General features: G+C 68.6%; 23 protein-coding genes. 9 read left to right on the top strand and 14 right to left on the bottom strand.

What is annotated here, in order from left to right:
* Positions 1-36: 36 nt before the first annotated feature.
* From hslU to MNI96_RS09535, 5 genes are all read right to left on the bottom strand, one after another.
* Entirely contained in the window at positions 37-1,341 is a 1,305-nt protein-coding gene (gene hslU, locus MNI96_RS09555) for an ATP-dependent protease ATPase subunit HslU (protein ID WP_249692518.1), read from the bottom strand.
* Positions 1,342-1,390: 49 nt separating this feature from the next.
* Complete coding sequence (locus MNI96_RS09550) at positions 1,391-1,933, bottom strand: GNAT family N-acetyltransferase (protein WP_249692516.1); 543 nt, start codon at positions 1,931-1,933, stop codon at positions 1,391-1,393.
* Positions 1,923-2,480, bottom strand: coding sequence for an ATP-dependent protease subunit HslV (gene hslV, locus MNI96_RS09545; RefSeq protein ID WP_249692514.1), 558 nt, complete (start codon positions 2,478-2,480; stop codon positions 1,923-1,925). The genes MNI96_RS09550 and hslV overlap by 11 nt, the downstream gene beginning before the upstream one ends.
* Before the next feature lie 183 nt (positions 2,481-2,663).
* Positions 2,664-5,054, bottom strand: coding sequence for a thiamine pyrophosphate-binding protein (locus tag MNI96_RS09540; protein WP_249692512.1), 2,391 nt, complete (start codon positions 5,052-5,054; stop codon positions 2,664-2,666).
* 183 nt (positions 5,055-5,237) lie between these two features.
* Positions 5,238-6,446: a methionine gamma-lyase gene (locus MNI96_RS09535; RefSeq protein ID WP_249692510.1), complete on the bottom strand. Its 1,209-nt coding sequence runs from the start codon at positions 6,444-6,446 to the stop codon at positions 5,238-5,240.
* 170 nt (positions 6,447-6,616) lie between these two features.
* On the opposite strand from MNI96_RS09535, the gene MNI96_RS09530 reads away from it, so the two are divergent.
* The gene (locus tag MNI96_RS09530; RefSeq protein ID WP_249692508.1) at positions 6,617-7,069 is read left to right on the top strand and encodes an Lrp/AsnC family transcriptional regulator; all 453 of its coding nucleotides are present in this window, start codon (positions 6,617-6,619) and stop codon (positions 7,067-7,069) included.
* Between the two features lie 3 nt (positions 7,070-7,072).
* Here the strand turns inward: MNI96_RS09530 and MNI96_RS09525 are convergent, their stop codons facing one another.
* A complete protein-coding gene (locus MNI96_RS09525; protein WP_349629144.1) occupies positions 7,073-7,438 on the bottom strand; it encodes an MmcQ/YjbR family DNA-binding protein in 366 nt (121 codons plus the stop codon).
* Between the two features lie 135 nt (positions 7,439-7,573).
* On the opposite strand from MNI96_RS09525, the gene MNI96_RS09520 reads away from it, so the two are divergent.
* Positions 7,574-8,155 (top strand): NADPH-dependent FMN reductase, encoded by a 582-nt coding sequence (locus MNI96_RS09520; protein WP_249692506.1) that lies wholly within the window; start codon positions 7,574-7,576, stop codon positions 8,153-8,155.
* Between the two features lie 16 nt (positions 8,156-8,171).
* Here MNI96_RS09520 and modC read toward each other — a convergent pair whose 3' ends face one another.
* From modC to MNI96_RS09500, 4 genes are all read right to left on the bottom strand, one after another.
* Positions 8,172-9,278, bottom strand: a complete 1,107-nt coding sequence (gene modC, locus MNI96_RS09515; RefSeq protein WP_249692504.1) for a molybdenum ABC transporter ATP-binding protein — start codon at positions 9,276-9,278, stop codon at positions 8,172-8,174.
* Positions 9,275-9,970, bottom strand: a complete 696-nt coding sequence (gene modB / locus MNI96_RS09510; RefSeq protein ID WP_249692502.1) for a molybdate ABC transporter permease subunit — start codon at positions 9,968-9,970, stop codon at positions 9,275-9,277. Before modB ends, modC begins: the two co-directional genes overlap by 4 nt.
* Positions 9,971-9,997: 27 nt before the next feature.
* Positions 9,998-10,801 carry a molybdate ABC transporter substrate-binding protein gene (gene modA, locus MNI96_RS09505; RefSeq protein WP_249692501.1) on the bottom strand — a complete coding sequence of 268 codons (804 nt, stop codon included), beginning with the start codon at positions 10,799-10,801 and terminating at the stop codon, positions 9,998-10,000.
* Between the two features lie 226 nt (positions 10,802-11,027).
* A complete protein-coding gene (locus MNI96_RS09500) occupies positions 11,028-11,507 on the bottom strand; it encodes a DUF992 domain-containing protein (protein ID WP_249693018.1) in 480 nt (159 codons plus the stop codon).
* Positions 11,508-11,852: 345 nt separating this feature from the next.
* Here MNI96_RS09500 and MNI96_RS09495 point away from each other — a divergent pair, with 345 nt between their 5' ends.
* Positions 11,853-13,532 (top strand): methyl-accepting chemotaxis protein, encoded by a 1,680-nt coding sequence (locus MNI96_RS09495; RefSeq protein WP_249692499.1) that lies wholly within the window; start codon positions 11,853-11,855, stop codon positions 13,530-13,532.
* A gap of 107 nt (positions 13,533-13,639) precedes the next feature.
* Here MNI96_RS09495 and pdxH read toward each other — a convergent pair whose 3' ends face one another.
* The 3 genes from pdxH to MNI96_RS09480 form a co-directional block, all read right to left on the bottom strand.
* The gene (gene pdxH, locus MNI96_RS09490; RefSeq protein ID WP_249692497.1) at positions 13,640-14,275 is read right to left on the bottom strand and encodes a pyridoxamine 5'-phosphate oxidase; all 636 of its coding nucleotides are present in this window, start codon (positions 14,273-14,275) and stop codon (positions 13,640-13,642) included.
* Between the two features lie 167 nt (positions 14,276-14,442).
* Positions 14,443-15,303, bottom strand: coding sequence for a universal stress protein (locus tag MNI96_RS09485; protein ID WP_249692495.1), 861 nt, complete (start codon positions 15,301-15,303; stop codon positions 14,443-14,445).
* Between the two features lie 19 nt (positions 15,304-15,322).
* A complete protein-coding gene (locus tag MNI96_RS09480; protein WP_249692493.1) occupies positions 15,323-16,807 on the bottom strand; it encodes a SulP family inorganic anion transporter in 1,485 nt (494 codons plus the stop codon).
* A gap of 429 nt (positions 16,808-17,236) precedes the next feature.
* Here MNI96_RS09480 and dnaK point away from each other — a divergent pair, with 429 nt between their 5' ends.
* The 5 genes from dnaK (at position 17,237) to MNI96_RS09455 (ending at position 22,554) form a co-directional block, all read left to right on the top strand.
* Entirely contained in the window at positions 17,237-19,159 is a 1,923-nt protein-coding gene (dnaK, locus tag MNI96_RS09475) for a molecular chaperone DnaK (RefSeq protein ID WP_249692491.1), read from the top strand.
* Positions 19,160-19,385: 226 nt separating this feature from the next.
* Complete coding sequence (locus tag MNI96_RS09470; RefSeq protein ID WP_249692488.1) at positions 19,386-20,261, top strand: FkbM family methyltransferase; 876 nt, start codon at positions 19,386-19,388, stop codon at positions 20,259-20,261.
* Entirely contained in the window at positions 20,261-21,385 is a 1,125-nt protein-coding gene (dnaJ, locus tag MNI96_RS09465) for a molecular chaperone DnaJ (protein WP_249692486.1), read from the top strand. The genes MNI96_RS09470 and dnaJ overlap by 1 nt, the downstream gene beginning before the upstream one ends.
* Positions 21,386-21,431: 46 nt before the next feature.
* Positions 21,432-21,836 (top strand): VOC family protein, encoded by a 405-nt coding sequence (locus MNI96_RS09460; RefSeq protein ID WP_249692484.1) that lies wholly within the window; start codon positions 21,432-21,434, stop codon positions 21,834-21,836.
* 112 nt (positions 21,837-21,948) lie between these two features.
* Positions 21,949-22,554 carry a class I SAM-dependent methyltransferase gene (locus MNI96_RS09455; RefSeq protein ID WP_249692483.1) on the top strand — a complete coding sequence of 202 codons (606 nt, stop codon included), beginning with the start codon at positions 21,949-21,951 and terminating at the stop codon, positions 22,552-22,554.
* Here MNI96_RS09455 and MNI96_RS09450 read toward each other — a convergent pair.
* Positions 22,536-24,290 carry a SulP family inorganic anion transporter gene (locus tag MNI96_RS09450; protein WP_249692481.1) on the bottom strand — a complete coding sequence of 585 codons (1,755 nt, stop codon included), beginning with the start codon at positions 24,288-24,290 and terminating at the stop codon, positions 22,536-22,538. The two genes, MNI96_RS09455 and MNI96_RS09450, sit on opposite strands and share 19 nt — an antisense overlap.
* A 245-nt stretch (positions 24,291-24,535) precedes the next feature.
* On the opposite strand from MNI96_RS09450, the gene MNI96_RS09445 reads away from it, so the two are divergent.
* Positions 24,536-25,186, top strand: coding sequence for a LysE family translocator (locus MNI96_RS09445; RefSeq protein WP_249692480.1), 651 nt, complete (start codon positions 24,536-24,538; stop codon positions 25,184-25,186).
* Positions 25,187-25,191: the final 5 nt, after the last annotated feature.

Genomic DNA, 25,191 nt, shown 5'->3' with positions numbered 1-25,191 from the left:
AGCGCCAAGCGGTCGCGGGAAAAACCTTGACGCGGATCACAGGATGAACCTCGACAGGTCGACGTTCTTGGCGAGTTCGCCGATATTCTCGCGCACATAGGCCGCGTCGATGGTCACGTTGCGCTCGGCCATGTCGGGCGCAACGAAGGACACCTCGTCGAGGATGCGTTCCATCACCGTCTGCAGCCGGCGTGCTCCGATGTTCTCGATGGTGGAGTTGAGGTCGACGGCGATGGAGGCGATTTCCTCGATCGCGTCGTCGGTGAAAGTCAGCTCCACCTCTTCCGTCGCCAGCAGGGCGACATACTGCTTGATCAGGCTCACTTCCGTGTCGGTCAGGATCGCGCGGAAATCGTCCTTGGTCAGCGCTTTCAGCTCGACGCGGATCGGCAGGCGGCCCTGCAGTTCCGGCAGCAGGTCCGACGGCTTGGCGACGTGGAAGGCGCCGGAGGCGATGAACAGGATGTGGTCGGTCTTGACCGGCCCGTGCTTGGTGGCGACGACCGTGCCCTCGATCAACGGCAGCAGGTCGCGCTGCACGCCCTCGCGTGAGACGTCGCCGCCCATGCGCTCGCCGCGCGCGCAGATCTTGTCGATCTCGTCGAGGAAGACGATGCCGGCATTCTCCACCAGGTGAATGGCTTCCTCGACCACCTTGTCCTCGTCGAGCAGCGCATCGGCCTCCTGCTCCAGCAGGATCTGATAGCTGTCGCGCACGGAGACGCGGCGCGGCTTGGTCTGACCGCCGAACGCCTTGCCGAGCATGTCGGACAGGTTCATCACGCCGACGCTGGCGCCGGGCATGCCGGGCATCTCGAAGCTCGGCATCTGCGGGGCGGCCCGCACCTGGATCTCGATTTCCTTGTCGTCCAGCTCGCCGTCGCGCAGCTTCTTGCGGAAGCTGTCCCGGGTGGCCGGGCTCGCGCCCTTGCCGACCAGCGCCTCCAGCACCCGCTCCTCGGCCTGCAGATGGGCCTTGGCCTCGACCGCCTTGCGCTTGGCGGCGCGCACCAGGGCGATGCCGGCCTCGACCAGGTCGCGGACGATCTGCTCCACGTCGCGGCCGACATAGCCCACTTCCGTGAACTTGGTCGCCTCGACCTTGACGAAGGGCGCGTTGGCCAGCTTGGCCAGCCGGCGGGAGATCTCCGTCTTGCCGACGCCGGTCGGGCCGATCATCAGGATGTTCTTCGGCATCACCTCCTCGCGGAGGCTGTCGTCCAGCTGCTGGCGGCGCCAGCGGTTGCGCAGGGCGATGGCGACGGCGCGCTTGGCGTCCTTCTGGCCGACGATGTAGCGGTCCAGCTCGGAGACGATCTCGCGTGGGGACAAAGTGGTCATAGCCGTGTCTTTCTCTCGATGAAGCTCAGTCGGAGGCCGGACCGGGCGGTCACGGACGGACCTCCTGGGTGCTTTCGACATGTTCCATGATCAGCGCCTCGCCCGTGCGGCCGGCAAGATGCGCGAGCGGCCGGAAGCCCGCCTTTTCGTAGGCGCGGCAGGCGCGGCGGTTGTCCGCGTCCGGGTCGATGACGATCCGCTGGTGTCCCCGCGCGCGAAGCTGCGCGACGAAGGCCGTCAGCGCCGCCGTGCCGATGCCGCGGGACAGATCCGCCTCCTCGCCGATGGACAGGTCGACACCGACCGCATCGGCCGGAAGTTCGGCGACCCAGGGAGCCTCGGCGGCGATCTCCGGCGTCCGGTTGTCGCTCACATACCAGACCTGGATATAGCCCGCCTCGCGGCCGTCCAGGGTGAACAGCCAGGGCTCGGTCGTGTCCCGTCCCTCCACCATCTCGCGGATATAGCCGAGCTCGGTTTCCGGCTCGCCCCACCACCGGCGCCAATGCGGGGTCTCCAGCCACCGCGCCAGCAGCGGCAGATCGGCAGCCGTGACCGGCCGGAAACCGATGCGCTGCGGGTCAATCGGCATCCAGCGTCTCGATGGTGAGGTTGCCGTTGGTGTAGACGCAGATGTCGGCGGCGATCGCCATGGCCCGGCGAGCGATGGTCTCGGCATCGAGGTCCGAGTCGGCCAGCGCGCGGGCGGCTGCCAGCGCGTAGTTGCCGCCCGAGCCGATGCCCATGACGCCGCCTTCCGGCTCCAGCACGTCGCCGGTACCGGTCAGCACCAGCGACACCGACTTGTCGGCCACCAGCATCATCGCCTCTAGACGGCGCAGGTAGCGGTCGGTCCGCCAGTCCTTGGCCAGCTCCACGCAGGCGCGCATCAGCTGTCCCGGATACTGCTCCAACTTGGCTTCCAGCCGCTCGAACAGGGTGAAGGCGTCGGCGGTGGCGCCGGCGAAGCCGGCAATCACCTCGCCCTTGGCCAGCGGGCGCACCTTACGCGCCGTGTGCTTGATCACGGTCTGGCCGAGGGAGACCTGCCCGTCGCCGGCGATGACCACCTTGCCGCCCTTGCGGACGCTGAGGATGGTGGTGCCGTGCCAGCCCGTGGGATCGTGCTGTGCCTGCATGCGCTGTCGTCTCCTGCCAGGTCGTTCGGGGGAGCGGGGCACGAAAGGCCGGACCTGCCGGACCGGCCCCGGAGCGCCCCTCCGGTCTGCCTATGTAAGCAGGCGGGCGGGGAATGCAAATCCCCCGCCCGCTACAGGCGCCTTGCAGGCAACAGGAAAGTCGGTGCGCTCGGCGCGCCCGCCTCAGAGCGGATTGACCAGCCGCACCGGGCGTCCCGGCGCCAGTTCCGAGGCCGCCGCGACGATGGCATCCGCATCGATGCCGAAGTGGTGGTAGAGGTCGGCGACGGTGCCGGTCTGGCCGAAATGCTCGACGCCCAGCGCCGCCGTGCGGTGGCCGCAGACCGAGCCGAGCCAGGCGAGCGTCGCCGGATGGCCGTCGATCACCGTGATCATCGTGCAATGGGCCGGCAGCGGCGACAGCAGCCGCTCGATATGGCTCATGGCGCCGCGATGGCCGCGCTTGCGCATGCGCATCGCCGCGTGCCAGCCGGCGTTCAGCCGGTCGGCGGAGGTCACCGCCAGCACGCCGATGTCACGGCGGTCGCCGCCGATGCGGCCTGCCGCCTCGATGGCCTCCGGGCCGACCGCACCCTGATAGGCGATCACCACCTCGCAATTGGGGCCGGGCTCGCGCAGCCAGTAGGCGCCGTCGATGACGCCGCGGCGGAACGCCTCGTCCTCGCGGCGCATCGGCTGCTCCAGCGCCCTCGTCGACAGGCGCAGATAGACCGAGCCGCCGGTCTCGTCGCGCAGCCAGGTGCGCTCGTCCGGATCGCCCTCGCCGTCGCGCTGCAGGTAGTCGAAGCTCCAGTCCATGATGGTCGACAGCTCGTCCAGCCAGGCCGGCTCGAACGAGGCGAGCCCGTCCTGGCTCATGCCGATCAGCGGCGTCGCCACCGACTGGTGCGCGCCGCCTTCCGGCGCCAGCGTCACGCCCGAGGGCGTCGCCACCAGCAGGAAGCGGGCATCCTGGTAGCAGGCATAGTTCAGCGCATCGAGACCGCGCGAGATGAACGGATCGTAGAGCGTGCCGACCGGAATCAGCCGCTCGCCGAACAGCGAGTGCGACAGGCCGGCCGCACCCAGCAGCAGGAACAGGTTCATCTCGGCGATGCCCAGCTCGATATGCTGGCCCTCCGGCGAGAAGGCCCACTTCTGCGCCGAGGGGATCCGCTCGTCGCGGAACGTGTCGGCCACCGCGTCGCGGGCGAACAGGCCGCGCCGGTTCACCCAGGGGCCTAGATTGGTGGAGACGGTCACGTCCGGCGAGGTCGTGACGATGCGCTCGGCAAGTTTCGAATCCGAGCGGGCGATCTGGTCGAGGATTTTGCCGAAGCCGGCCTGGGTCGACAGCACCTTGTCGTCGAGCGCGACCGGCCCGGTGGTCGCCACCGGCTCGGCATGGTGACGTCTGCGGCCGGCGGCGAAGAACGGCGTCGAAAGCACCGCCTCGCGCAGCGCCGCCTCGTCGATGTCGAGGCCCTCGGCGTAGTCCCATTCGTGCCCCTCGCGCACCTTCATGGCGGCGCGGAACTCTTCCATCTGGCCCGGCGTCATCAGGCCGGCATGGTTGTCCTTGTGACCGGCGAGCGGGGTGTTCCAGCCCTTGATCGTATAGGCGACGAAGGCGGTCGGGCGGTCGTGGCGCGCCTGCTCGGCAAAGGTCTCGCCCAGCGTCTCCAGGCAATGGCCGCCGAGATTGGTCATCAGCTCCTGCAGCTCGGCATCGCTCCGCCGCTCGATCAACGCCGTTGCATCGCCCTGGTCGCCGATATCGTCGAGCAGGCGCTTGCGCCAGGCAGCGCCACCCTGGAAGGCCAGCGCCGAGTAGAGCGCGTTCGGGCAGCCGTCGATCCAGCTGCGCAGGGCCTCGCCGCCCGGCTCGGCGAAGGCCGCCTTCTGCAGCGCGCCGTATTTCAGCCGCACCACATCCCAGCCGAAGGCGCCGAAGATCGCTTCGATCCGCCCGGCCAGCCCCTCGCGCACGACGCCGTCGAGGCTCTGGCGGTTGTAGTCGATGATCCACCAGGTGTTGCGCAGGCCGTGCTTCCAGCCCTCCTGCAGCGCCTCGTAGATATTGCCCTCATCGAGCTCGGCATCGCCGACCAGCGCGATCATCCGCCCCTCGGGGCGCTTCGCGGCCCATGGCTTGGCGGCAAGGTAATCCTGCACCATCGAGGAGAAGGCGGTGATCGCGACGCCGAGGCCGACCGAGCCGGTGGAGAAATCGACGTCGTCGATGTCCTTGGTGCGGCTGGGATAGGACTGCGCGCCGCCATAGGCGCGGAACGCTTCCAGCTTCTCGCGCGTCTGGTTGCCGGCCAGATACTGCATGGCATGGAAGACGGGCGAGGCATGCGGCTTCACCGCCACCCGGTCCTGCGGGCGCAGGCAGTCGAAATAGAGCGCGGTCATGATCGACACCATCGAGGCGCAGGAGGCCTGGTGGCCGCCGACCTTCATGCCGTCGCCCTTTTCCCTCAGATGGTTGGCGTTGTGGATCGTCCAGCAGGCGAGCCACAGGAGTTTCTTCTCGATGGCCTTCAATTCGGCCTTGCGGGTGCTGTCCATCACTGCCTTGCCTTTGCGCTTGCGTACCGCGGAGTACGCCCAACATAAGGGCAGCATCAGGCGAATTTTGTTCGCTTTTTTTCTTTTCTGCGCCAAAATCTTTCCGAAATCGATCTCCGACAGGCCAAAACCGATGCAAAAATTGCCCGGCCTGCCGGAGCTTCGCCTGTCGGACTCGCCCGATCAGGCAGCCACGCGCCAGACCTTGTCGAGCGCCTGGGCAAGGTCGGCGAGAATGTCCTGCGGCGTCTCCAGCCCGACCGACAGCCGGATCAGCCCGTCGGAAATGCCGTGTTCCTGCCGTTCCTGCGGCGTGTAGGTCGAGTGCGTCATGCTCGCCGGGTGCTGGACCAGCGTTTCCGCGTCGCCCAGGCTCACGGCGCGGCGGGCGAGGCTAAGCGCATCCAGGAACTCGATGCCGGCGCGCATGCCGCCGACCAGTTCGAAGGCGATCATGCCGCCGAAGCCCGGCATCTGGCGCGCGGCCAGCGCATGCTGGGCAAAGCTCGCCAGGCCCGGATAGTGGACGGCGGCCACCGCCGGGTGGTCCTCCAGCAGCTGCGCGGCGGCCTGCGCGCTGGCGCAGTGACGCTCCATCCGCAGCTCCAGCGTCTTCAGCCCGCGCATGATCAGATGCGCGGTCAGCGGCGCCATCACCGCCCCGGTCATGTCCTTCAACCCGACGAGCCGCACCTGGTGCATGTCCTCAGTCGAACCGACGGCCATGCCGGCGATCAGGTCGCCATGGCCGCCGAGATACTTGGTGGCCGAATGAACGACGATGTCGGCGCCCAGCTCCAGCGGCCGGGTCAGCACCGGCGTTGCATAGGTGTTGTCGACCACGGTGCGGGCGCCGGCCGTGCGGGCGATCCGCGAAACGGCGGCGATGTCGACGAGGCGCATGTTCGGATTGGCCGGCGTCTCGAAATAGACGATGCGGGTGCGCGGCGAGATCGCAGCCGCGACGTTTTCCGGATCGCGCATGTCCACATGGGTGACGGTCACGCCGAACTTCGCCAGCCCGTGGCGGAAGAAGGCGAAGGTGCAGCCGTAAAGCGTCTTGTCGACCAGGATCTCGTCGCCCGGCGACAGCAGGGTCCACATCACCGCGGTGATCGCGCCCATGCCGGAGCCGAAGGCGATGGCCGCCTCGCCGCCTTCCAGCACCGCCATGCGCTCTTCCAGCAGCGCCAGCGTCGGGTTGGAGATGCGGCTGTAGACATGGCCCGCCCGCTCGCCGGCGAACATCTCGCCGCCCGCTTCCGCGGTCTCGAAGGCGAAGGTCGAGGTCAGATGCACCGGCGGCGTCAGCGCGCCCTCGTTGGCGAGCGGATCGTAGCCGTGATGGATGGCGCGGGTGGCAAAGCCGAGCGGAAGGTTGCTGCGGGTCATGGCGAAGGCTCCTCTACCGGGTGGCGGGCGGCGAGAGCGCGGGCGGCATCGCCCCCTCGTCTCTCCCGAACGGCTGAGGGCAGTCTAGGGTTTCGCGAAAGGCGGTTTCTGGCGTAGTTTGCCTCGAAACTCCCTCAGATTGGCAGATCCTGCCAACATGGAGCCGATAAATGGACGATATCGACCGCCGCATCCTGCGAGAGTTGCAGAAGGACGGGCGTCTGACCAACCAGCAGCTTTCGGAAAGGGTGGGCCTGTCGCCCTCGCCCTGCCTGCGGCGGGTGCGCAACCTGGAAAAGGCCGGCATCATTTCCGGCTATGCGGCGGTGGTCGACCCGCAGGCCTACGGGCTTCCCGTCACCGTGTTCCTGCAGGTGAAGCTGACGCCCCACACCCAGGAAACGGTGGCGACCTTCGAGCAAGCGGTGGCCGGCATCGAGGAGATCATGGATTGCTACCTGCTGGCCGGCGACCGCGACTACCTGCTCAAGGTGGTGGTCGCCTCGCTCGCCGACTACGAGAGCTTCATGCGCCGGCGGATCCACAAGATCCCCTGCATCGCCTCGCTGGAATCGAGCTTCGCCTTCGGCACGGTCAAGCACTCGCAGGTGCTGCCGGGGTAGACCTCACTCCAGTCCCAGGTCCCGGCGCAGGGCGCGGGTCAGTTTCGCGGCGACCAGCCGGTGCGCTTCAGCGAGATGGGCGCGGATGTCCTCGCCATCGAGTTCGGCGCCGGAGCGCACCTGCACCCAGGAGGCGCGGGCGAGATAGGGCGCCGGCACCACGCCCGGCAGCTCGGTGAGGATGCGGTAGGTCAGGTCCGAGCACTTAAAGGCGATGGCGTCATGCGCCCCCTCGCCCCAGGACGAGCAGATCGCGAAGATCTTGCCGCCGACCTTCCACACAGAGGCCCCGCCCCACTGCTCCACATGGGTCGTGGCCGGCAGGGCGGCGCAGGCTTCGTCGAACTCGGCCCGGCTCAGTGCCATCATCCCTCCCCTCCCGCTTTCCGGGCCGCACTGGCCAGCGGCGTCTGCAACCATATATGCTCGGGCGACAGGATGACACGCGTGCGGGGCACTACGCCCGCCGCGGGCCGATCACAAGAAACATGCCAAGGGGTACCGATGAAAGACGTCCGCATTCTCGTGCTGTCCGGTTCGATTCGCACCGGATCCTACAACACGCAGCTCGCCGCGCTGGTCGCCAAATACGCCGCCATGGCCGATGCCAAGGTGACTCAGATCTCCCTCGCCGACTATCCGCTGCCGATCTACGACGGCGACCTGGAGGCCGAGAAGGGCGTGCCGGAGAACGCGCGCAAGCTGAAGGCGGTGTTCCAGCAGCACAACGGCGTCTTCATCGCCTCGCCGGAATACAACACCGCCGTGACGCCCCTGCTGAAGAACACGCTCGACTGGGTCTCGCGCCTGTCGGACGAGGGCGAGCCGCCGGCGGCCGCCTTCCGCAACCGGGTCTTCGCGCTCGGCGCCGCCTCCACCGGCGCGCTCGGCGGCATGCGCGGCCTGATGGGCCTGCGCACGATCATGGAAATCGGCCTCGGCGCGCTGGTGATCCCGAACATGGCGACCGTGCCCAATGGCGGCTCGGCCTTCGACGAGCATGGCGAGCTGACCAACGAGCGCGCCGCCGGCATGGTCCAGGACATGGTCAACCGGCTGATCGAAGAGGCGAAGCTGCGCGGGTAACCCGCGTGGCCCTTTCCTAGCGCCCGTCCTTGCCCTCGACCCAGACATCCTCCTGCGCCACCGCGACGGACTTGAGGATGGCGTGGCAGGCAAGGCCGGGCGCAAGGCCCAGCGCCTCGGCGGAACGGCGGGTGATGCGGGCGAGCAGCCGGTCGCCGCCGCAGCGCAGCTGCACGACGACGCCCGGCCCCTCGCCGCGGCGCAGCGAGACGATCTCGACGGGCAGCTGGTTCAGCGCCGAGATGCCCTCCTGCGGCGTCAGCGACAGCATGATGTCATGGGCGTGGATGCGAACGCGCACCCGCGCCCCTTGCTCCGCCGCGATACGCGGCAGCAGCAGCCGCCCGCCGGAAATCGCCAGCTCGCTCAGCCCGTCCGCGTGATGGGCGGTGACCGTCGCACCGACGACCGCGCCGGCATCGCGGATGCCCAGCGTCGGCACGGCCTGCGGATCGCTCAGCACCTCGCTCGGCGTGCCGGCGCGCACCACCCGTCCCTCGTCGATGGCGACCACCGTCGTCGCCAGCCGGGCGACTTCGGCGACCGAATGACTGACATAGAGGATCGGCACCTTCGTCTCGCGGCTGAGCCGTTCCAGATAGGGCAGGATCTCGGTCTTGCGCGCCTCGTCCAGCGAGGCGAGCGGCTCGTCCATCAGCAAGAGGCGCGGACCGCTCAGAAGCGCCCGGCCGATGGCGACGCGCTGGCGCTCGCCGCCCGACAGGGTGCCCGGACGGCGGGCGAGCAGCGCGCCGATGCCGAGCATTTCCACCACACTCCCCGTGTCGGCGACCTCCGCCCCGTGGCGGCGGGCGAACCAGCGGCCATAGCCGAGATTCTGGCGCACGGTCATGTGCGGGAAGAGCCGCGCCTCCTGGAAGACATAGCCGATGCGGCGCAGGTGCGGCGGCACGAAGACGCCTTGGCGCGTGTCGAACAGGGTGTCGCCGTCGACCCTGGCATGGCCGGCATCGACCGCGATCAGGCCGGCAAGCGCGTTGACCACCGTGGTCTTGCCCGAGCCGGAGCGGCCGAACAGGGCGGTGACGCCGGCCGGCGCCTCGAAGGCGATGTCGAGCGCGAAAGCCGAAAAGGCGTGGCGGAGGGCGACGGACAGGCTCATGCGCCGCGGATCCTGCGGGCGACGAGCCGGCTCACCCATTCCGACAGCAGCAATGCGGCCATCGCCACGGTGATGGAGACCAACACGAGCCGGGCGGCGGAGGCCTCGCCGCCGGGCACTTGCATGAAGGCATAGATCGCGGAGGGCAGGGTCTGGGTCTCGCCGGGAATGTTGGAGACGAAGGTGATGGTGGCGCCGAACTCGCCCATCGCCTTGGCGAAGGCCAGCACGGAACCCGCTATGATGCCGGGCAGGATCAGCGGCAGGGTGACGGTGGCGAAGACCATCGCCCGCGAAGCGCCGAGCGTGCCGGCGGCCTGCTCCAGCTTCGGATCGACCGCCTCGATGGCGAGGCGGATCGCCCGCACCATCAGCGGGAAGGCCATGACCCCGGCGGCAAGCGCCGCGCCGGTCCAGCGGAAGGCGAAGACGAGACCGAACGTGTCGTACAGAAAGCTGCCGACCGGCGCGCGGCGGCCGAAGGTGGCAAGCAGAAGATACCCGGTGACGACCGGCGGCAGGATCAGCGGCAGATGGACGATGCCGTTGAGCAGCTGCTTGCCGGGAAAGTCGCCGCGGGCGAGCAGCATGGCGACGAGGACGCCGAGCGGCAGGCTGACAAGTGTTGCCCAGAAGGAGACGCGCAGGGACAGCGCGACGGCGCTCCATTCCTCCGGACTGAGATACTCCATGCGTCTGCGGCCCCGCCCCCGATCGATTCAATCGCCCAAAACGACGAAGCCCTGCTTCTCGAAGGCTGCCCGCGCTTCGCGTCCGCGCAGATAGGCAAGGGCAGCGGTCGCGGCGGGCTTGTCGCTCTGCGCCATCACGGCCGCAGGATAGACGATCGGCGGGTGGCTGTCGGCGGGAAAGGTGCCGACGACCGTCACATTGTCCTCGGCGGCCGCGTCGGTCGCATAGACGATGCCGTAGGGCGCCTCGCCGGCGGCGACGAGGGCGAGCGCGGCGCGCACATTGTCGGCCTGCGCCACCTTCGGCGACACGCTCTCCCACAGGCCGAGGCTCTTCAGCGCCGCCTTGCCGTAAACGCCCGCGGGCACCGCGTCGACCAAGGCCATCGCCAGCCTGCCCTCTCCGATCAGGGCGCCGAGATCGAGAGCGGGGGAGATCTCGACGGGGGCGGCGTCCCTGCCGTGGGCGATGAGCACGATGGCGTTGGCGAGCAGGTCGATGCGGGTCGCCGATTGCACGAGGCCGTCGGCCTCGAGCGCGTCCATCCAGTCTGGGCTCGCGGAGATGAAGAGGTCGGCCGGGGCACCGGCCTGGATCTGGCGCGCCAGGGCCGAAGATCCGGCCGGCGACACCACCAGCTTGTCGCCGGTCGCCGCCTCGAAGGCCGGCGCGATCTCGTCCATGGCGTTCTTCAGGCTGGCGGCAGCGAAGACCAGCACGTCGTCCGCCCGGGCCGTGCCCCGACCGGCTGACAGCACCAGCATGACGGCGAGCAGCAGGGCCGCGGGACGCAGCAGCGACGAAGCGGTCTGACGAAAGGTGCAAGTCATCGGCAGGTCGATCTCTCCCTTCCGGCCGCATCGGGCTCGAAGACGAGGCGCAGGCGCACCCCGACCGTCTGGTCGTCCTTGCTCATGGGGAGAGCCTAGTCGCTTTGCGACAGGGAAGAAATCGGGCAGGCCGCACAAGCGCGGGAAAACGAAAAGAGACGCGGCAGGCATCTGCTGCCCACCGCGCCTTGATCGGTGCCGGTTCGGCCGGCAGCCCCCGGCCCGGTCAGCCGGCGGGTTCGAGGACCAGCGAGGTGACGCCGAGCGTCAGGTTCGCGCCGGTCTGCGTTTCCACGCTCAAGGGATTGAGAGCGATCGATTCGTCGAGGCCGCCGAGCAGCGCGTTGGCCTTGATCCCGGCGCCGAGGCTTGCGCCCGCCGTCACGCCGGCATAGCTGCCGGCCAGCGCGCCCGGATCGGTGTCGGCGGCCGGAGCGAAGACGCCCCAGACGAGGGTCGCGTCGGTCAGGGAACCGATGTTGAGGCCGAACTCCCGGCTTTCGCCGCGATAGAAGGTGGCCGGACCGCCGTCGGCCGGCTCATAGGCGCAGGTGAGCGCGTTGGTGCCGCCGACGATGAAGCTGCTGGTGCCCTGCACGTCGCAGGTGAGCTTGCCGATCTCGACACCCGGCGCGCTGTCCTGCGCGATCGCCATGGGGGTGGAGGCAAGCAGGGTGACGAGGGCGGTTCCGGTGAGGCGGATCATGCGGTGCACGGATCTCTCCAGTCTTCGCGCGGCCGCTCGTCCCGGCAGCCGCATCGGGATGCTGGCGGAATAACGGCCGGGCCTGGAAAAGGTTCCTCATCATTTTGCATTTATCGACGCATGCCGCTCCCGCCGATCCGGGACGGTCCGGCCGCCGGACAAGGGGGGAGGGAACGCGGAGCTGAGGCGGGCCCCAGGTGCGACGATTCACCATCCCCGTCTCCCCCCGCGGAATCCGCGGAAAACCGCGCCCGGTTTAAGCTGGAGTTAAGCGATCGGAGGCTACTGGAAAGACATCTTTGCACCGGCGCGCCCGGTCCTCCCCCAGCCGCAAGGATCCGTTTCATGCTCAAGCATGCCTCGATCGTCCAGAAGATGCTCGCCGTGGTGCTTCTATTGGGCCTCACAGCCGCAGGTATCGCCACCGTCGCCTTCCTGCAACTCAACGACCTCACCCGCTCCTTCAACACGGTCGGCGCCTCCGAGGAGGCCGCTCGCGAAGCGATGGACCTGCGCGTCGACATCATCGCGATCAGCCGGATGACCTACCAGCTGGCGCAGTCGAGCGAGCGGGCAGAGGACTTCCGGGCGGAGGCTGCCCGCCGTGCAGAGGAAATGCTCGGCCGTCTGCCGAAGCTCGCTGCCGTGGCGGACCCGCGCCAGAGCGAGCAATTGGCCGCGATCCGCTCGGCGCTGGAACATTATTTTGCCGACATCGGCGCCATGGTCGACACGGCTGCAGCGTCGGTGAACGATTCCGCCGCCATTGCGGCCGCACTCGACGTGGCCCTTGCAGGTCAGAAGGCGGTGACCGACACGGTCAAGGCCTACAGCACCTATTCCGCAGAGATGATGGCGGCCCAGCGCGAAGGTGCCGCGGCACAGGCACGGTCGGCGGCGCGCAACGTGGTCGTCACGGCGCTGCTCGCGATCCTGGCTGGCGCGGCGGTTGCCGGGTGGATTGCACGGAACAGCATCTCGACTCCGCTTCGCCGTATCGTGGGCGTGCTGACCGAACTTGCGCGCGGCAATACCGAGGTGGAGATTGCCGGCGCAGAACGCCGCGACGAGATCGGCGAAGTCGCGCGAGCCGCCGGTTTCTTCCGCGACCAGGCTATCCAGAACGCGGCCATGACACGCGAGAGAGAGGCCCAGAAGGCGCGCTCGGAAGCCGAGAAACGTCAGGCGCTTGCCGAACTGGCCCAGGAATTCGAGCTCTCCGTCGGCAAGGTGGTGGAATCGGTCTCTACCGCCGCCGCCCAGCTTGAGTCCTCCGCCCGCCTCATGTCCGGAAGTGCCGACCAGACGTCCCACCAGTCGACTGCCGTGGCCGCGGCGTCGGAGGAGGCTTCGGCCAACGTGCAGACCGTGGCAGCGGCGACGGAGGAACTGACGGCTTCTGTCCGCGAGATCGCCGGCCAGGTCGACCAGTCGAACCAGATGTCCTCCATTGCCATGACGGATGCGGACGCGGCAGCTCAAAAGGTGCGTGGCCTGTCCAATGCCGCGCAGAAGATCGGCGACATTGTCGAACTGATTTCCGGAATCGCGGCCCAGACCAACCTTCTGGCACTCAATGCCACCATCGAGGCAGCCCGTGCCGGCGAGGCGGGACGCGGCTTCGCCGTCGTGGCGAGCGAGGTGAAGGACCTCGCCGACCAGACCGCCAAGGCGACGACGGAAATCGCCGGCCAGATCTCTGCGATCCAGTCCTCGACCACCGAATCGGCCACGGCCATCAACGGCATTGCCGAGACGATCCAGCGGTTGAGCGGCATTTCGGCTGCCGTGGCCGCGGCCGTCGAGGAGCAGGCGGCCGCCACGCAGGAAATTGCCCGCAACGTTCAGGAAGCCTCGGCTGGAACCGCGGAAGTGTCCGTGGCCATCACGACGGTGACACGCGCGGCCGACGAATCCAGCCATGCCGCGGGCCAGGTCCTCCAGGCGTCGAGCGAGTTGTCGCGTCAGGCGGCAACGCTGCGCGGCGAGCTCGACCGGTTCCTGTCGGGAATGAGAGCCGCCTGACGACCGGACCAGGTTCGAGGGCCAGGTTCGGGGGCAGCGTTCTGCGGCTGCCGGAAAGATGGCGACGCGGCGGGAGGACGTACTCCACCTTCTGCCGCGCCCGCGCCTTACGGGTAGAGACGCTGGGTCGTCCAGCCGCCCTCGGGCCGCGCACGGCGGAAGACATGCCGGTCGTGCAGGCGGAAGGGCCGGTCCATCCAGAACTCGATATAGACCGGGCGGATGCGGAAGCCGGTCCAGTAGTCGGGGCGCGGCACCTCGCCGATGGCAAAGCGCGCGGCCTGCTTCGCCACCGCCTTTTCCAGTGCGAAACGGCTTTCCAGCGGCCGCGACTGCTGGCTCGCCCAGGCGCCGATGCGGCTGTCGCGCGGCCGCGAGGCGAAATAGGCGTCGGCCTCCTCGGCGCTCACCAACTCGGCCGGGCCGCGGAAGCGGACCTGTCGGCGCAGCGACTTCCAGTGCAAGACGCCGGCGGCCTGCATGTTTTCGGCCAGCTCGTTGCCCTTTTGCGACTGGGTGTTGGTGTAGAAGACGAAGCCGTTCTCGTCGAAGCCCTTGAGCAGGACCATACGCACGTCCGGCAGGCCGTCGGCACCGGTGGTGGCCAGCGCCATGGCATTGGGGTCGTTCGGCTCCTTCGCCGTTGCCAGCTCCAGCCACTCGCCGAACAGCGCGAAGGGATCGCCCGCCGCGACCTGCGCGTCCAGATCGTCCCGCCCTGCCGTTTCGCTCTCGCTGCTCATGGCCTCGTGCCTCTCCCTGTCAGGACCAGTCAGACAGCGGGACATCTCTGTCCCGCCCTCGATGCCTTATATCGCAGCCCGGCGGCTTTTCCAGTCGTGCGAAAGGCTCCGCCCCACGGGCGCGACAGCGCATCGCAAGGACGTCGGAACAGGGCAATGCAACTGACCTAGCGGAACAGCAGCACCGAGATCTTGCAGGAGCGGATCATCTCCGTCGTCGTCGAGCCGATGATCAGCGAGCGGATCCGCGAATGGCCGTAGGCTCCCATGACCAGAAGGTCGATGCCGTCCTTTTCCACCGCGTCCGAGATCACCGTTTCCGGCTGGCCCGAACGGATTTCGGCGGTGACGGCAAAGCCGCCGCCGCGCAACATCGCCGCCGCCCCGTCCAGACTGCGGCGGGCCTCCGCGTTCTCCTGTCCCACCATCAGCAAATGGCAGTCGAGACCGGCGAGGATCGAGCTGCGGGCGATGTGGTCGACCGCCTTCAGTGCGCTGATGCCGCCGTCATAGGCGATCAGCAGCCGCTTGATCGGGCGGAAGGCGCGCGCGGCCACGAAGACCGGCTTGCGGGCGCTGCGGGCGATCCGCTCCAGGTTGGAACCGAGATGCAGCTTGGCGAAATCCGCCGCCTCGCCGCGCTTGCCTATGATGACGAGGTCGGCATCCGCCTCCATTTCCGCCAGCGTCTCGACGAGATCGCCGGAGCGCAGCCGCGTCGTGACATCCGCAACGCCGGCCTCGTCCAGCACCTTGGCCGCATCGTCGAGGATCGCCCGACCGCGCGCCTTGGCGAGCTTCGCCGCCCGCTCGTCGAGCTCGGCCAGTTCGTTGAGCAGCGCCGTGCGGGCGCCGAGTGCGATATTGCCCGAGAGGTTTGCCGCCCCGCCCTCGGCCTGGCGCCGGCCGAGCACATGCAGCAGCTCGACGCGCGCGCCCTCGCCGGCACGTCCGGCGATCCAGGCGGCATGCTCGCAGACGCTGCGGGAATAGACGGAGCCGTCCACCAGCGCGATCAGTTTGGTCATGGGGTGTCCTCCGCTCGGCTCAGTGGCCCATCAGGCGTTCGAGCGCGCCCGGCTTGTCGTGGATGGCGAGCTTGTCGACGATGGTCTCGCTCGCCTCGTTGATGCCGACGATCTCGACCTCGGCACCCTCGCGGCGGAACTTCAGCACGATCATGTCGAGCGAGGCCACCGCCGAGATGTCCCAGATATGCGCACGGCTGACGTCGATGATCACCTTTTCCAGCACCTCGCGGAAGTCGAAGGCGTTGGTGAAGGCCTCGGCCGAGGCGAAGAACACCTGCCCCTCCACCACATAGGTACGGGTGCGCCCGTCCGCCGACAGGCTCGAGGTGACGCGGAAGATCTGCGCGATCTTCCAGGCGAAGAAGATGCCGGACAGCAGCACGCCGATCAGCACACCGATGGCGAGATTGTGGGTCAGCACCACGCCGGCCACCGTCGCCAGCATGACGATGGAGGACGAGCGCGGATGGTCCTTGAGGTTGCGGATCGACGACCAGCTGAACGTGCCGATGGACACCATGATCATGATCGCCACCAGCGCCGGCATCGGGATCCGCCCCACCCATTCGCCGAGCACGACGATGAGGAACAGCAGGATCGCGCCGGCGGCGAAGGTCGACAGGCGCCCGCGGCCGCCTGACTTCACGTTGATCATCGACTGGCCGATCATGGCGCAGCCGGCCATGCCGCCGATGAAGCCCGTCGCCGTGTTGGCGATGCCCTGACCGATGCACTCCTGGTTCTTGTCGCTCGGCGTGTCGGTGAGATCGTCGACGATCGAGGCGGTCATCAGCGATTCCAGCAGGCCGACGGCCGCGACCGCCGCCGAATAGGGCAGGATGATCAGCAGCGTCTCGAGGGTCAGCGGAATGTCGGGGATCAGGAAGACGGGAAGCGTGTCGGGCAGGGCACCCATGTCGCCGACGGTGCGCACGTCCAGGCCCAGCGCCAGGGTCAGCGCGGTCAGCACCAGGATGCAGACGAGCGGCGAGGGCACCGCCGTCGTCAGGCGCGGGAACAGGTAGATGATGGCAAGGCCCGCGGCGACCATCGCATAGGTCAGCCAGGTGACGCCGACCAGTTCCGGAATCTGCGCCATGAAGATCAGGATGGCGAGCGCGTTGACGAAGCCGGTCATCACCGAGCGCGAGACGAAGCGCATCACCGCACCGAGCCGCAGCAGGCCGGCGAGGATCTGCAGCAGGCCCGCCAGCACCGTGGCGGCGAGCAGGTATTGCAGGCCGTGCTCCTTGACCAGCGTCACCATCAGCACCGCGGTCGCGGCCGTGGCGGCCGAGATCATGCCGGGGCGGCCGCCGACGATGGCGGTGATCACGGCGATGGAGAAGGACGCATAGAGACCGACCTTGGGGTCGACGCCGGCGATGATGGAAAAGGCGATCGCCTCGGGAATGAGGGCGAGCGCGACGACGAGGCCGGCCAGCAGGTCCTTGCGAACGTTGCCGGTCCAGTCCTGCGCATAGGCGGACAGAGAAAACATCAGGCCATCCGGTCTGGTGCCGGGCAGCGCGGCAGGCGCGGCCATGCAGATGGTTTGCTGGTCGAGAAGGGCCCGGCGGCATCCGCAAAATGGCGCGGCAGGGCGCAAGGGATGCAAGGCGGCCCTTCGGCGGACTACGTAGCGGGACTTTTACGGATGTTCGCGCTGCATTGCAACATCGGCCGCCCGCCGCCATTTGCAGACCTGGCGCGCGGCAGGCGGGGCCGAAGGGCGGTGAAAAACACGATGGATCTGCCCGGCGCGCCAGCCTTGCGATGCGCAAGCGCCCAACATATATAGCGGTCACGTTCTGCCGACGTGTTCCGACATGCGGGCCCGCCCCGCGGCGGCCCGTCACAATGAACCGAAAAGAGGGGCCGGTCCGATGCCGCAACGGGTCCGACCGGCTTGCTGGAAAGAGAGGGCAATATGGCAAAGGTCATCGGTATCGACCTCGGCACGACCAATTCGTGCATCGCCGTCATGGACGGCAAGACTCCCAAGGTGATCGAGAATTCCGAAGGCGCGCGGACGACCCCGTCCATGGTCGCCTTCAACGACGACGGCGAGCGGCTCGTCGGCCAGCCGGCGAAGCGCCAGGCGGTCACGAACCCGACCGGCACCCTGTTCGCGGTGAAGCGCCTGATCGGCCGCCGCTACGAGGACCCGACCGTCGAGAAGGACAAGAAGCTCGTCCCCTACTCCATCGTGCGCGCCGACAACGGCGATGCCTGGGTCGAGGCGAGCGGCGAGAAGTATTCTCCCTCGCAGGTGTCCGCCTTCATCCTGCAGAAGATGAAGGAAACCGCCGAGAGCTATCTCGGCGAGAAGGTCGAGCAGGCGGTGATCACCGTTCCGGCCTATTTCAACGACGCCCAGCGCCAGGCCACCAAGGACGCCGGCAAGATCGCCGGTCTCGAGGTGCTGCGCATCATCAACGAGCCGACGGCGGCGGCGCTCGCCTACGGTCTCGACAAGAACGACGGCAAGACCATCGCGGTCTATGACCTGGGCGGCGGCACGTTCGACGTGTCGATCCTGGAGATCGGCGACGGCGTCTTCGAGGTGAAGTCGACCAATGGCGACACGTTCCTCGGCGGCGAGGACTTCGACATGCGCCTCGTCGACTACTTCGCCGCAGAGTTCAAAAAGGACCAGGGCATCGACCTGAAGAACGACAAGCTCGCGCTTCAGCGCCTCAAGGAGGCGGCCGAGAAGGCCAAGATCGAGCTGTCCTCTTCCTCGCAGACCGAGATCAACCTCCCCTTCATCACCGCCGACGCCTCCGGGCCGAAGCACCTGACGATGAAGCTGACCCGCGCCAAGTTCGAGAGCCTCGTGGAGGATCTCGTCCAGCGCACGATCGAGCCGTGCAAGGCCGCGCTCAAGGATGCCGGCATCGCCGCGGGCCAGATCGACGAGGTCGTCCTCGTCGGCGGCATGACCCGCATGCCGAAGATCCAGGAGGTCGTGACCACCTTCTTCGGCAAGGAGCCGCACAAGGGCGTGAACCCGGACGAGGTCGTGGCCATGGGCGCGGCGATCCAGGCCGGCGTGCTGCAGGGCGACGTCAAGGACGTGCTGCTGCTCGACGTGACCCCGCTGTCGCTCGGCATCGAGACCCTGGGCGGCGTCTTCACCCGCTTGATCGATCGCAACACGACGATCCCGACCAAGAAGAGCCAGACCTTCTCCACCGCCGAGGACAACCAGACCGCGGTGACGATCCGGGTCTTCCAGGGCGAGCGCGAGATGGCGGCGGACAACAAGCTGCTCGGCCAGTTCGACCTGGTCGGCATCCCGCCGGCGCCGCGCGGCGTGCCGCAGGTCGAGGTGACCTTCGACATCGACGCCAACGGCATCGTCAACGTGTCGGCGCGCGACAAGGGCACCGGCAAGGAGCAGCAGATCCGCATCCAGGCCTCGGGCGGCCTCAGCGACGCCGACATCGAGAAGATGGTGAAGGACGCCGAGGCGCATGCCGACGAGGACAAGAAGCGCAAGTCGCTCGTCGAGGCGAAGAACCAGGGCGAGGCGCTCGTCCACTCGACCGAGAAGTCGCTGAAGGACTACGGCGACAAGGTCTCGGCCGACGAGAAGGGCGCCATCGAGACGGCTCTTGCCGACCTCAAGACGGCGCTGGAGGGCGAGAACCTGGAGGATATCCAGGCCAAGACCCAGGCGCTGGCCGAAGCCTCGATGAAGCTCGGCGAGGCGATGTACAAGTCGGCCCAGGCGGCCGAGGAAGCCGGCGAGAGCGCGTCCGGCGACGACGCCTCCAAGGCGGATGACGACGTGGTCGACGCGGACTTCGAAGAAGTGCGCGACGAGGACGACAAGAAGTCCGCCTGACCTGACTGACCGGCGGCACGGCCTCCCTTTGCGGGGCGCGCCGCGCCGCCGGCCCGCCGGGACCCTGTTCCCGGCCGCCAAGGACTGCAGGTAAGGGCAGCGGGCCTTTCGTCCGGCTGCCCTTGCCCTTGTTCAAGGGACTTCGATCCGGTCGGCCATCTGGGGCGGACCTTCCCCCGCCGGCGCCTGCCGGCGCGACCAAGACGCTGGAGAGTGACATCCGGGCATGAGGCAGCCGACGCTCGAACCGCCTTACGGCACCCATGCGCTGCCGCCGCTTGGCATCGCGGCGCGCCGCCTTGCCGGCGTGTTGCCGGGCAACCGGCTCGGCCGCATCGGCGTGTCGCTGCTGCGCCGGATCGTAACCGGCGGCAAGCCCGGCCCGTTCGACGTCGACGTCTTCCCCCATGTCCGCGCCCGGCTCTACCCGGCCGGCAACCGCTGCGAAAAGCGCGCCGTCGCCGGACCGCAGCTGTTCGACCGGGCCGAGCGCGAGGCCCTGCGCGCGGCCTTCGCCGCCTCCCCCTCCAGCCCCTTCGTCTTCCTCGACCTCGGCGCCAATGTCGGCCTCTACAGCCTGTGGATGGTCAGCGCCGCGCGCGAACTCGCGCGCGAGGTGGTGGTGCTTGCGGTGGAGCCGGATGCCGGCACGCGCGCGCGGCTGGAGGCCAATATCGCGGCCTCGAATGCCGGTGACAGCGTCATGGTGGCGGCCTGCGCCGTCGGCGAACATGCCGGGCGCGGTGCCATGCTGGCGCATGAGGGCAATCGCGGCGAGCATCAGGTGCGCGTCGCCGGCGAGGGCGAGGCCGACACATTCGAGATCCTGCCGATCCACGAGATCTGCGCCCGGCGCGGCATCGTCCGCATCGACGCGATGAAGGTGGATCTGGAGGGCCATGACGAGGCGGCCCTGCGCGGCATGTTCGCTGCGGCGCCCGCCGGCCTGTGGCCGCGGATGATCGTGGTGGAGGCCGGCAAGCGCGAGGAGCTGCCCGCCGTCGTCCGCCTTTGCCTCGACAACGGATACGAACTAGCCAGCCGCACGCGGCTGAACGCCCTGCTGCGTCTTCGCGCGGGGCGAAGTGATGGGACATCCTGATGGAAAAGCGCGACTATTACGAGGTCCTCGGCGTTGCCCGCGACGCGGACGGCACGGTGCTGAAGAGCGCCTACCGCAAGCTGGCCATGCAGTATCACCCGGACCGCAATCCGGGAGACGCGGAGGCGGAGAACCGCTTCAAGGAAGTCAGCGAAGCCTATGACACGCTGAAGGACGAGCAGAAGCGCGCCGCCTATGACCGCTTCGGCCATGCCGCCTTCGAAAACGGCGGCTTCGGCGGCGCACGCGGCGGCGGGCCCGGCGACTTCGCCTCGGCCATGTCCGACATTTTCGACGAGTTCTTCGGCATGGCCGGGGGACGGCGCGGCGGGCGCGATCGCGGTGCGGACCTGCGCTACAATCTCGAGATCTCGCTGGAAGAGGCCTTTGCCGGCAAGACCGTGGAGATCGAGGTGCCGACCTCGATCACCTGCGAGACCTGCACCGGCTCCGGCGCGAAGCCCGGCAGTTCGCCGACCATCTGCCGCATGTGCGGCGGCTCGGGCCGGGTGCGCGCCTCCCAGGGCTTCTTCACGCTGGAGCGCACCTGCACCGCCTGCCAGGGCCGCGGCCAAGTGATCGCCGATCCCTGCCCCGATTGCCAGGGCGCCGGCCGCAAGACCGTGAACCGCACCCTGTCGGTCAACATTCCCGCCGGCATCGAGGACGGCACCCGCATCCGCCTCGGCGGCGAGGGAGAGGCCGGCGTGCGCGGCGGCCCGTCCGGCGATCTCTACATCTTCCTATCGATCCGTCCGCACGCCTTCTTCCAGCGCGATGGGGCCGACCTTTACTGCCGGGTGCCAATCTCGATGACGACCGCCGCGCTCGGCGGCCAGTTCGAGGTGCCGACGCTCAGCGGCGAGACCATGCGGGTCAAGGTGCCGGAGGGCACCCAGACCGGCAAGCAGTTCCGCCTCAAGGGCAAGGGCATGCCGGTCATGCGCTCGCAGCAGTTCGGCGACGCCTATATCCAGGTGACGGTGGAAACGCCGACCAACCTGACCCGCCGCCAGCGCGAGCTGCTGGCCGAGTTCGAGCAGGAATCCTCCGGCGAGACCCATCCCGAATCGAGCGGCTTCTTCTCCCGGGTGAAGGACTTCCTCGATACGCTCGGCAAGTGAACGGCCCTCTCGCGGACAAGTGCACGGGTCCTGAAAGGAAACGGCGATGTTCTGCTACGCGACACTGGGTACCAACGACCTTGCCCGCGCGATCCGCTTCTACGATGCGGTGATGGAGATCCTCGGCGAGCCCCGCTGCTGGAGCGGCGAGACCGGTGCATCCTGGGGCTCCTTCGACGATCCGGCGCGCGGCGCGCTGGTGATTGGCGCGCCTTTCGACGGCGCGCCCGCCTCGGTCGGCAACGGCGTGATGCTGGCCCTGCGCGCCTCGTCCGAGGCGATGGTCGCCCAGCTTCATGCCGCCGCCCTTGCCCATGGCGGCAGCGACGAGGGTGCGCCGGGACCGCGCCCGCAATACGGGCCGGCGTTTTTCGGCGGCTATGTGCGCGACCCGGACGGCAACAAGCTGGCCTTCGTCTTCATGCGCCCGGACAAGGCCGGCACCGATTAAAACCGGCCGGGCAACCGGGTCCTGCCTTGATTTCACCACGGGCGCGGACCACTTTCGCAGTCGAAGCAGGTTGCAGGCCAGCCTCTACGTTTCAAAAGGGATGGATTTCAGCATGCTCGACATTTCCGCCCGCAAGGTCAAAGGCCTCTCGGCCAAGCTCGCCGATGAGGTCCGCTTCCTGCGCAACTGGGCGGAAAAGCCGCTGACGACCGGCGCGGTCAGCCCCTCGGGTCCCGACCTCTCCCGCCGCATGGCGAGCTTCGTGGAAGCCGAGCGCCCCGGGCCGGTTCTGGAGCTCGGCCCCGGCACGGGCGTCGTCACCCATGCGATCCTGGAACGGGGCATCCCGCAAAGCCGCGTCATCGCGCTGGAATACAGCGCGGACTTCTGCCGCCTGCTGGCGCGCCGCTACGGCGACATGACCATCGTGCAGGGCGATGCCTATCGGCTGCGCGAGACCTTGGCCGATGTCGAGCCGGGCACGCTGGCGAGTATCGTTTCCTCCATGCCGCTGTTCTCGCGCCCCAAAGAAGAGCGCCGCGCGCTCCTGATGCAGGCCTTCGAGCTGCTGCAGCCCGGTGCCCCGTTCATCCAGTTTTCCTACGCTCTGGTACCGCCGGTGGCACCGGATCCGCAGGCTTTCTCCGTGCAGCGCACGGGGTGGATCCTCAAGAACCTGCCGCCCGCACGCGTGTGGGTCTACCGCCGCACCTCCTGAAGGTCCGGCCCGGCTCCCAGCATTGCAAGCGCCGCCTCCACATCGGCGGCGAAGGTCACTTTCGGCACGGCGACGCCCTGCGCCTCCAGCGGGCGGCGCAGGCTCTCCTCCAGACCGCACAGCACCACCACGACACCCCGGCGCGAGGCCTTGTCGACAAGGCCGGCGACCGTGTTCGCGCCGGTTGAATCGAGGAAGGGCACGGCCGAGAAATCGACCACGAGCGCCCAGTGGGTGTCGGAGATGCTTTCCAGCACCGAGCCGATGGACGAGGCTGCGCCGAAGAAGAACACACCCGTGATGCGATAGACGATGATCTGCGGATCGGCGGCCGAGCCGTCATAGGGCAATCCGCCCTCGGCGCTGGTGTCGGCGCGGTCCTCCGAGACCAGCGGCAAGCGGCGCACGCCGGCGATCTGCGACATGCGGTGGATGAACAGGACCGAGCCGAGCGCGAAGCCGGTGACGATGGCCTCGGTCAGGTCGCGGAAGATCGTCAGCAGGAAGGTCACGGCGAAGACCAGCGCATCGCCGCGCGAAGTGCGCAGAAGCACGGCGATGGCGTGGCGCTCGGCCATGTTCCAGGCGACCACCGCCAGCAGACCGGCAAGGCTCGCCAGCGGGATGTATGAGGCGAGCGGTGCGGCCAGCAGCATGAAGGCCAGCAGGAACAGCGCGTGCAGCATGCCGGCGACCGGGCCGATGGCGCCGGCGCGCACATTGGTCGCGGTGCGGGCGATGGTGCCGGTGACGCAGAAACCGCCGAACAGCGCCGAGCCCATATTGGCGACGCCCTGGCCGACCAGCTCGCAATTGGAGCGGTGGCGGCGCCCGCTCATGCCGTCGGCAACCACCGCCGACAGCAGCGATTCGATGGCCCCCAGCAGCGCGAAGGAGACGGCCGCCGGCAGCACCGCGAGGATCTTGTCCATCGACAGATCCGGCAGGGCCGGCACCGGCAACCCGCTCGGGATGCCGCCGAAACGCGAGCCGATGGTGGCGACGGGCAGGCCGGCCGCCCAGGTCGCGAGGGAGGCGAGCGTGATGGCGATCAGCAGGCCCGGCCAGTGCGGCCGCCAGCGCCTGAGCACGAGGATCACGGCGATGGTGCCGGCCGCGAGCAGCGCCGAGGCCGGGTCGAGACCCGGCAGGGCCCGCCACAGCACCGGCAGCTTTTCCAGCAAGGGGCCGGGCTCGGGCCCGTCCAGCGTCAGGCCCAGCAGGTCCTTCACCTGCGAGGCGAGGATGATCACGGCGATGCCGGCGGTAAAGCCGACGGTCACCGGCCAGGGGATGAACTTGATATAGGTGCCGAGGCGCAAGGCGCCGACGCCGACCAGGATCAGGCCGGACAGAAACGTCGCGAGAATCAGCCCGTCGACCCCGTGCTGCATCACCGTCGCGGCGACCAGCACGATGAAGGCCCCCGCGGGCCCGCCGATCTGGAAGCGGCTGCCGCCCAGTGCAGAGACGAGGAAGCCGCCGATGATGGCGGTGTAGAGCCCTTGCGCCGGCGTGACGCCGGAGGCGATGGCGATCGCCATGGACAGCGGCAGGGCGACGATGGCGACCGTCAGTCCGGCCACTGCGTCGGCGCGCAGGGCGGCAAGGCCGTAGCCTTCCCTCAGGACGGTGACGAGCTTGGGCGTGAACAGGGCGGCCGGGTCGAGGGCGGCCGAAGCGGGGGCGGAACGATGCGCCGATCCTTTGCGCGCATCCTGTCCGGTGGCGGTCATCGCGGATCTCGTGTGTCGGGAGGCCCGCCCGCAGGCGGGCATCGGTGGAGACCCGAGCATCGGCCCTCGCCCCGTGGCCATGCAATACGCAGAACTGCTGAGTCGCTGCGGCGTCGCCCGCAGACAGTGAAAAGCCCTCATTGCGGGCTGAAGGGAAACCGCTTGGCCGGCCCGCGAAGCCATGCCATCCCTTTGCGGATGCCGCCTCGCGCCGTGCGGGCGCCGCTTTCGCCAGGATGTCGCCGATGGATCCGCTTTCCGCCGTTCTCGCCTTTTCGATTGCCGCCGCGCTGCTCACCCTGACGCCCGGCCTCGACACCGCGCTGGTGCTGCGCACGGCCGCGGTGGAGGGGCCGCGCCGCGCCATGCTGGCCGGCGCCGGGGTCTCCACCGGCGTGCTCGCCTGGGGGCTGATGGCCGCGCTCGGCCTCGGCGCGGTGCTCGCCGTCTCTGAAACCGCCTACACGCTGCTGCGCATCGCCGGCGCGCTCTACCTGCTGTGGCTCGGCTTCGGCATGCTGCGCGCGGCCCTGTCGGCGGAACGGGCGCAAAAGCTCGCGGCGGCGGCCAGTGCCAGGGGCGCAAGCGGCACGGGCGGGCGCGGCTGGTTCTGGCGCGGGCTGCTGACCAACCTGCTCAACCCGAAGGTCGGCGTCTTCTATGTCAGCTTCCTGCCGCAGTTCACCGCCGAGGGCGTGCCGGTCGTCGCCTTCAGCGTGGGCCTCGCCGCGATCCACGCGACGATGGGGATCGCCTGGTTCGCGCTGCTGACGCTGGCGACCCGCCCCGTCGCCGGGCTGCTCGGGCGCCCGGCGGTCACCCGCACGCTGGACGGGCTGACCGGCGCGGTGCTGATCGGCTTCGGGCTGCGGCTGGCGCTGGAGCGGCGGGGCTAGGTCGT

Source organism: Stappia sp. WLB 29, assembly GCF_023507705.1.
Lineage (GTDB): Bacteria > Pseudomonadota > Alphaproteobacteria > Rhizobiales > Stappiaceae > Stappia.
This window is presented reverse-complemented; position numbering and strand designations above follow the sequence as displayed.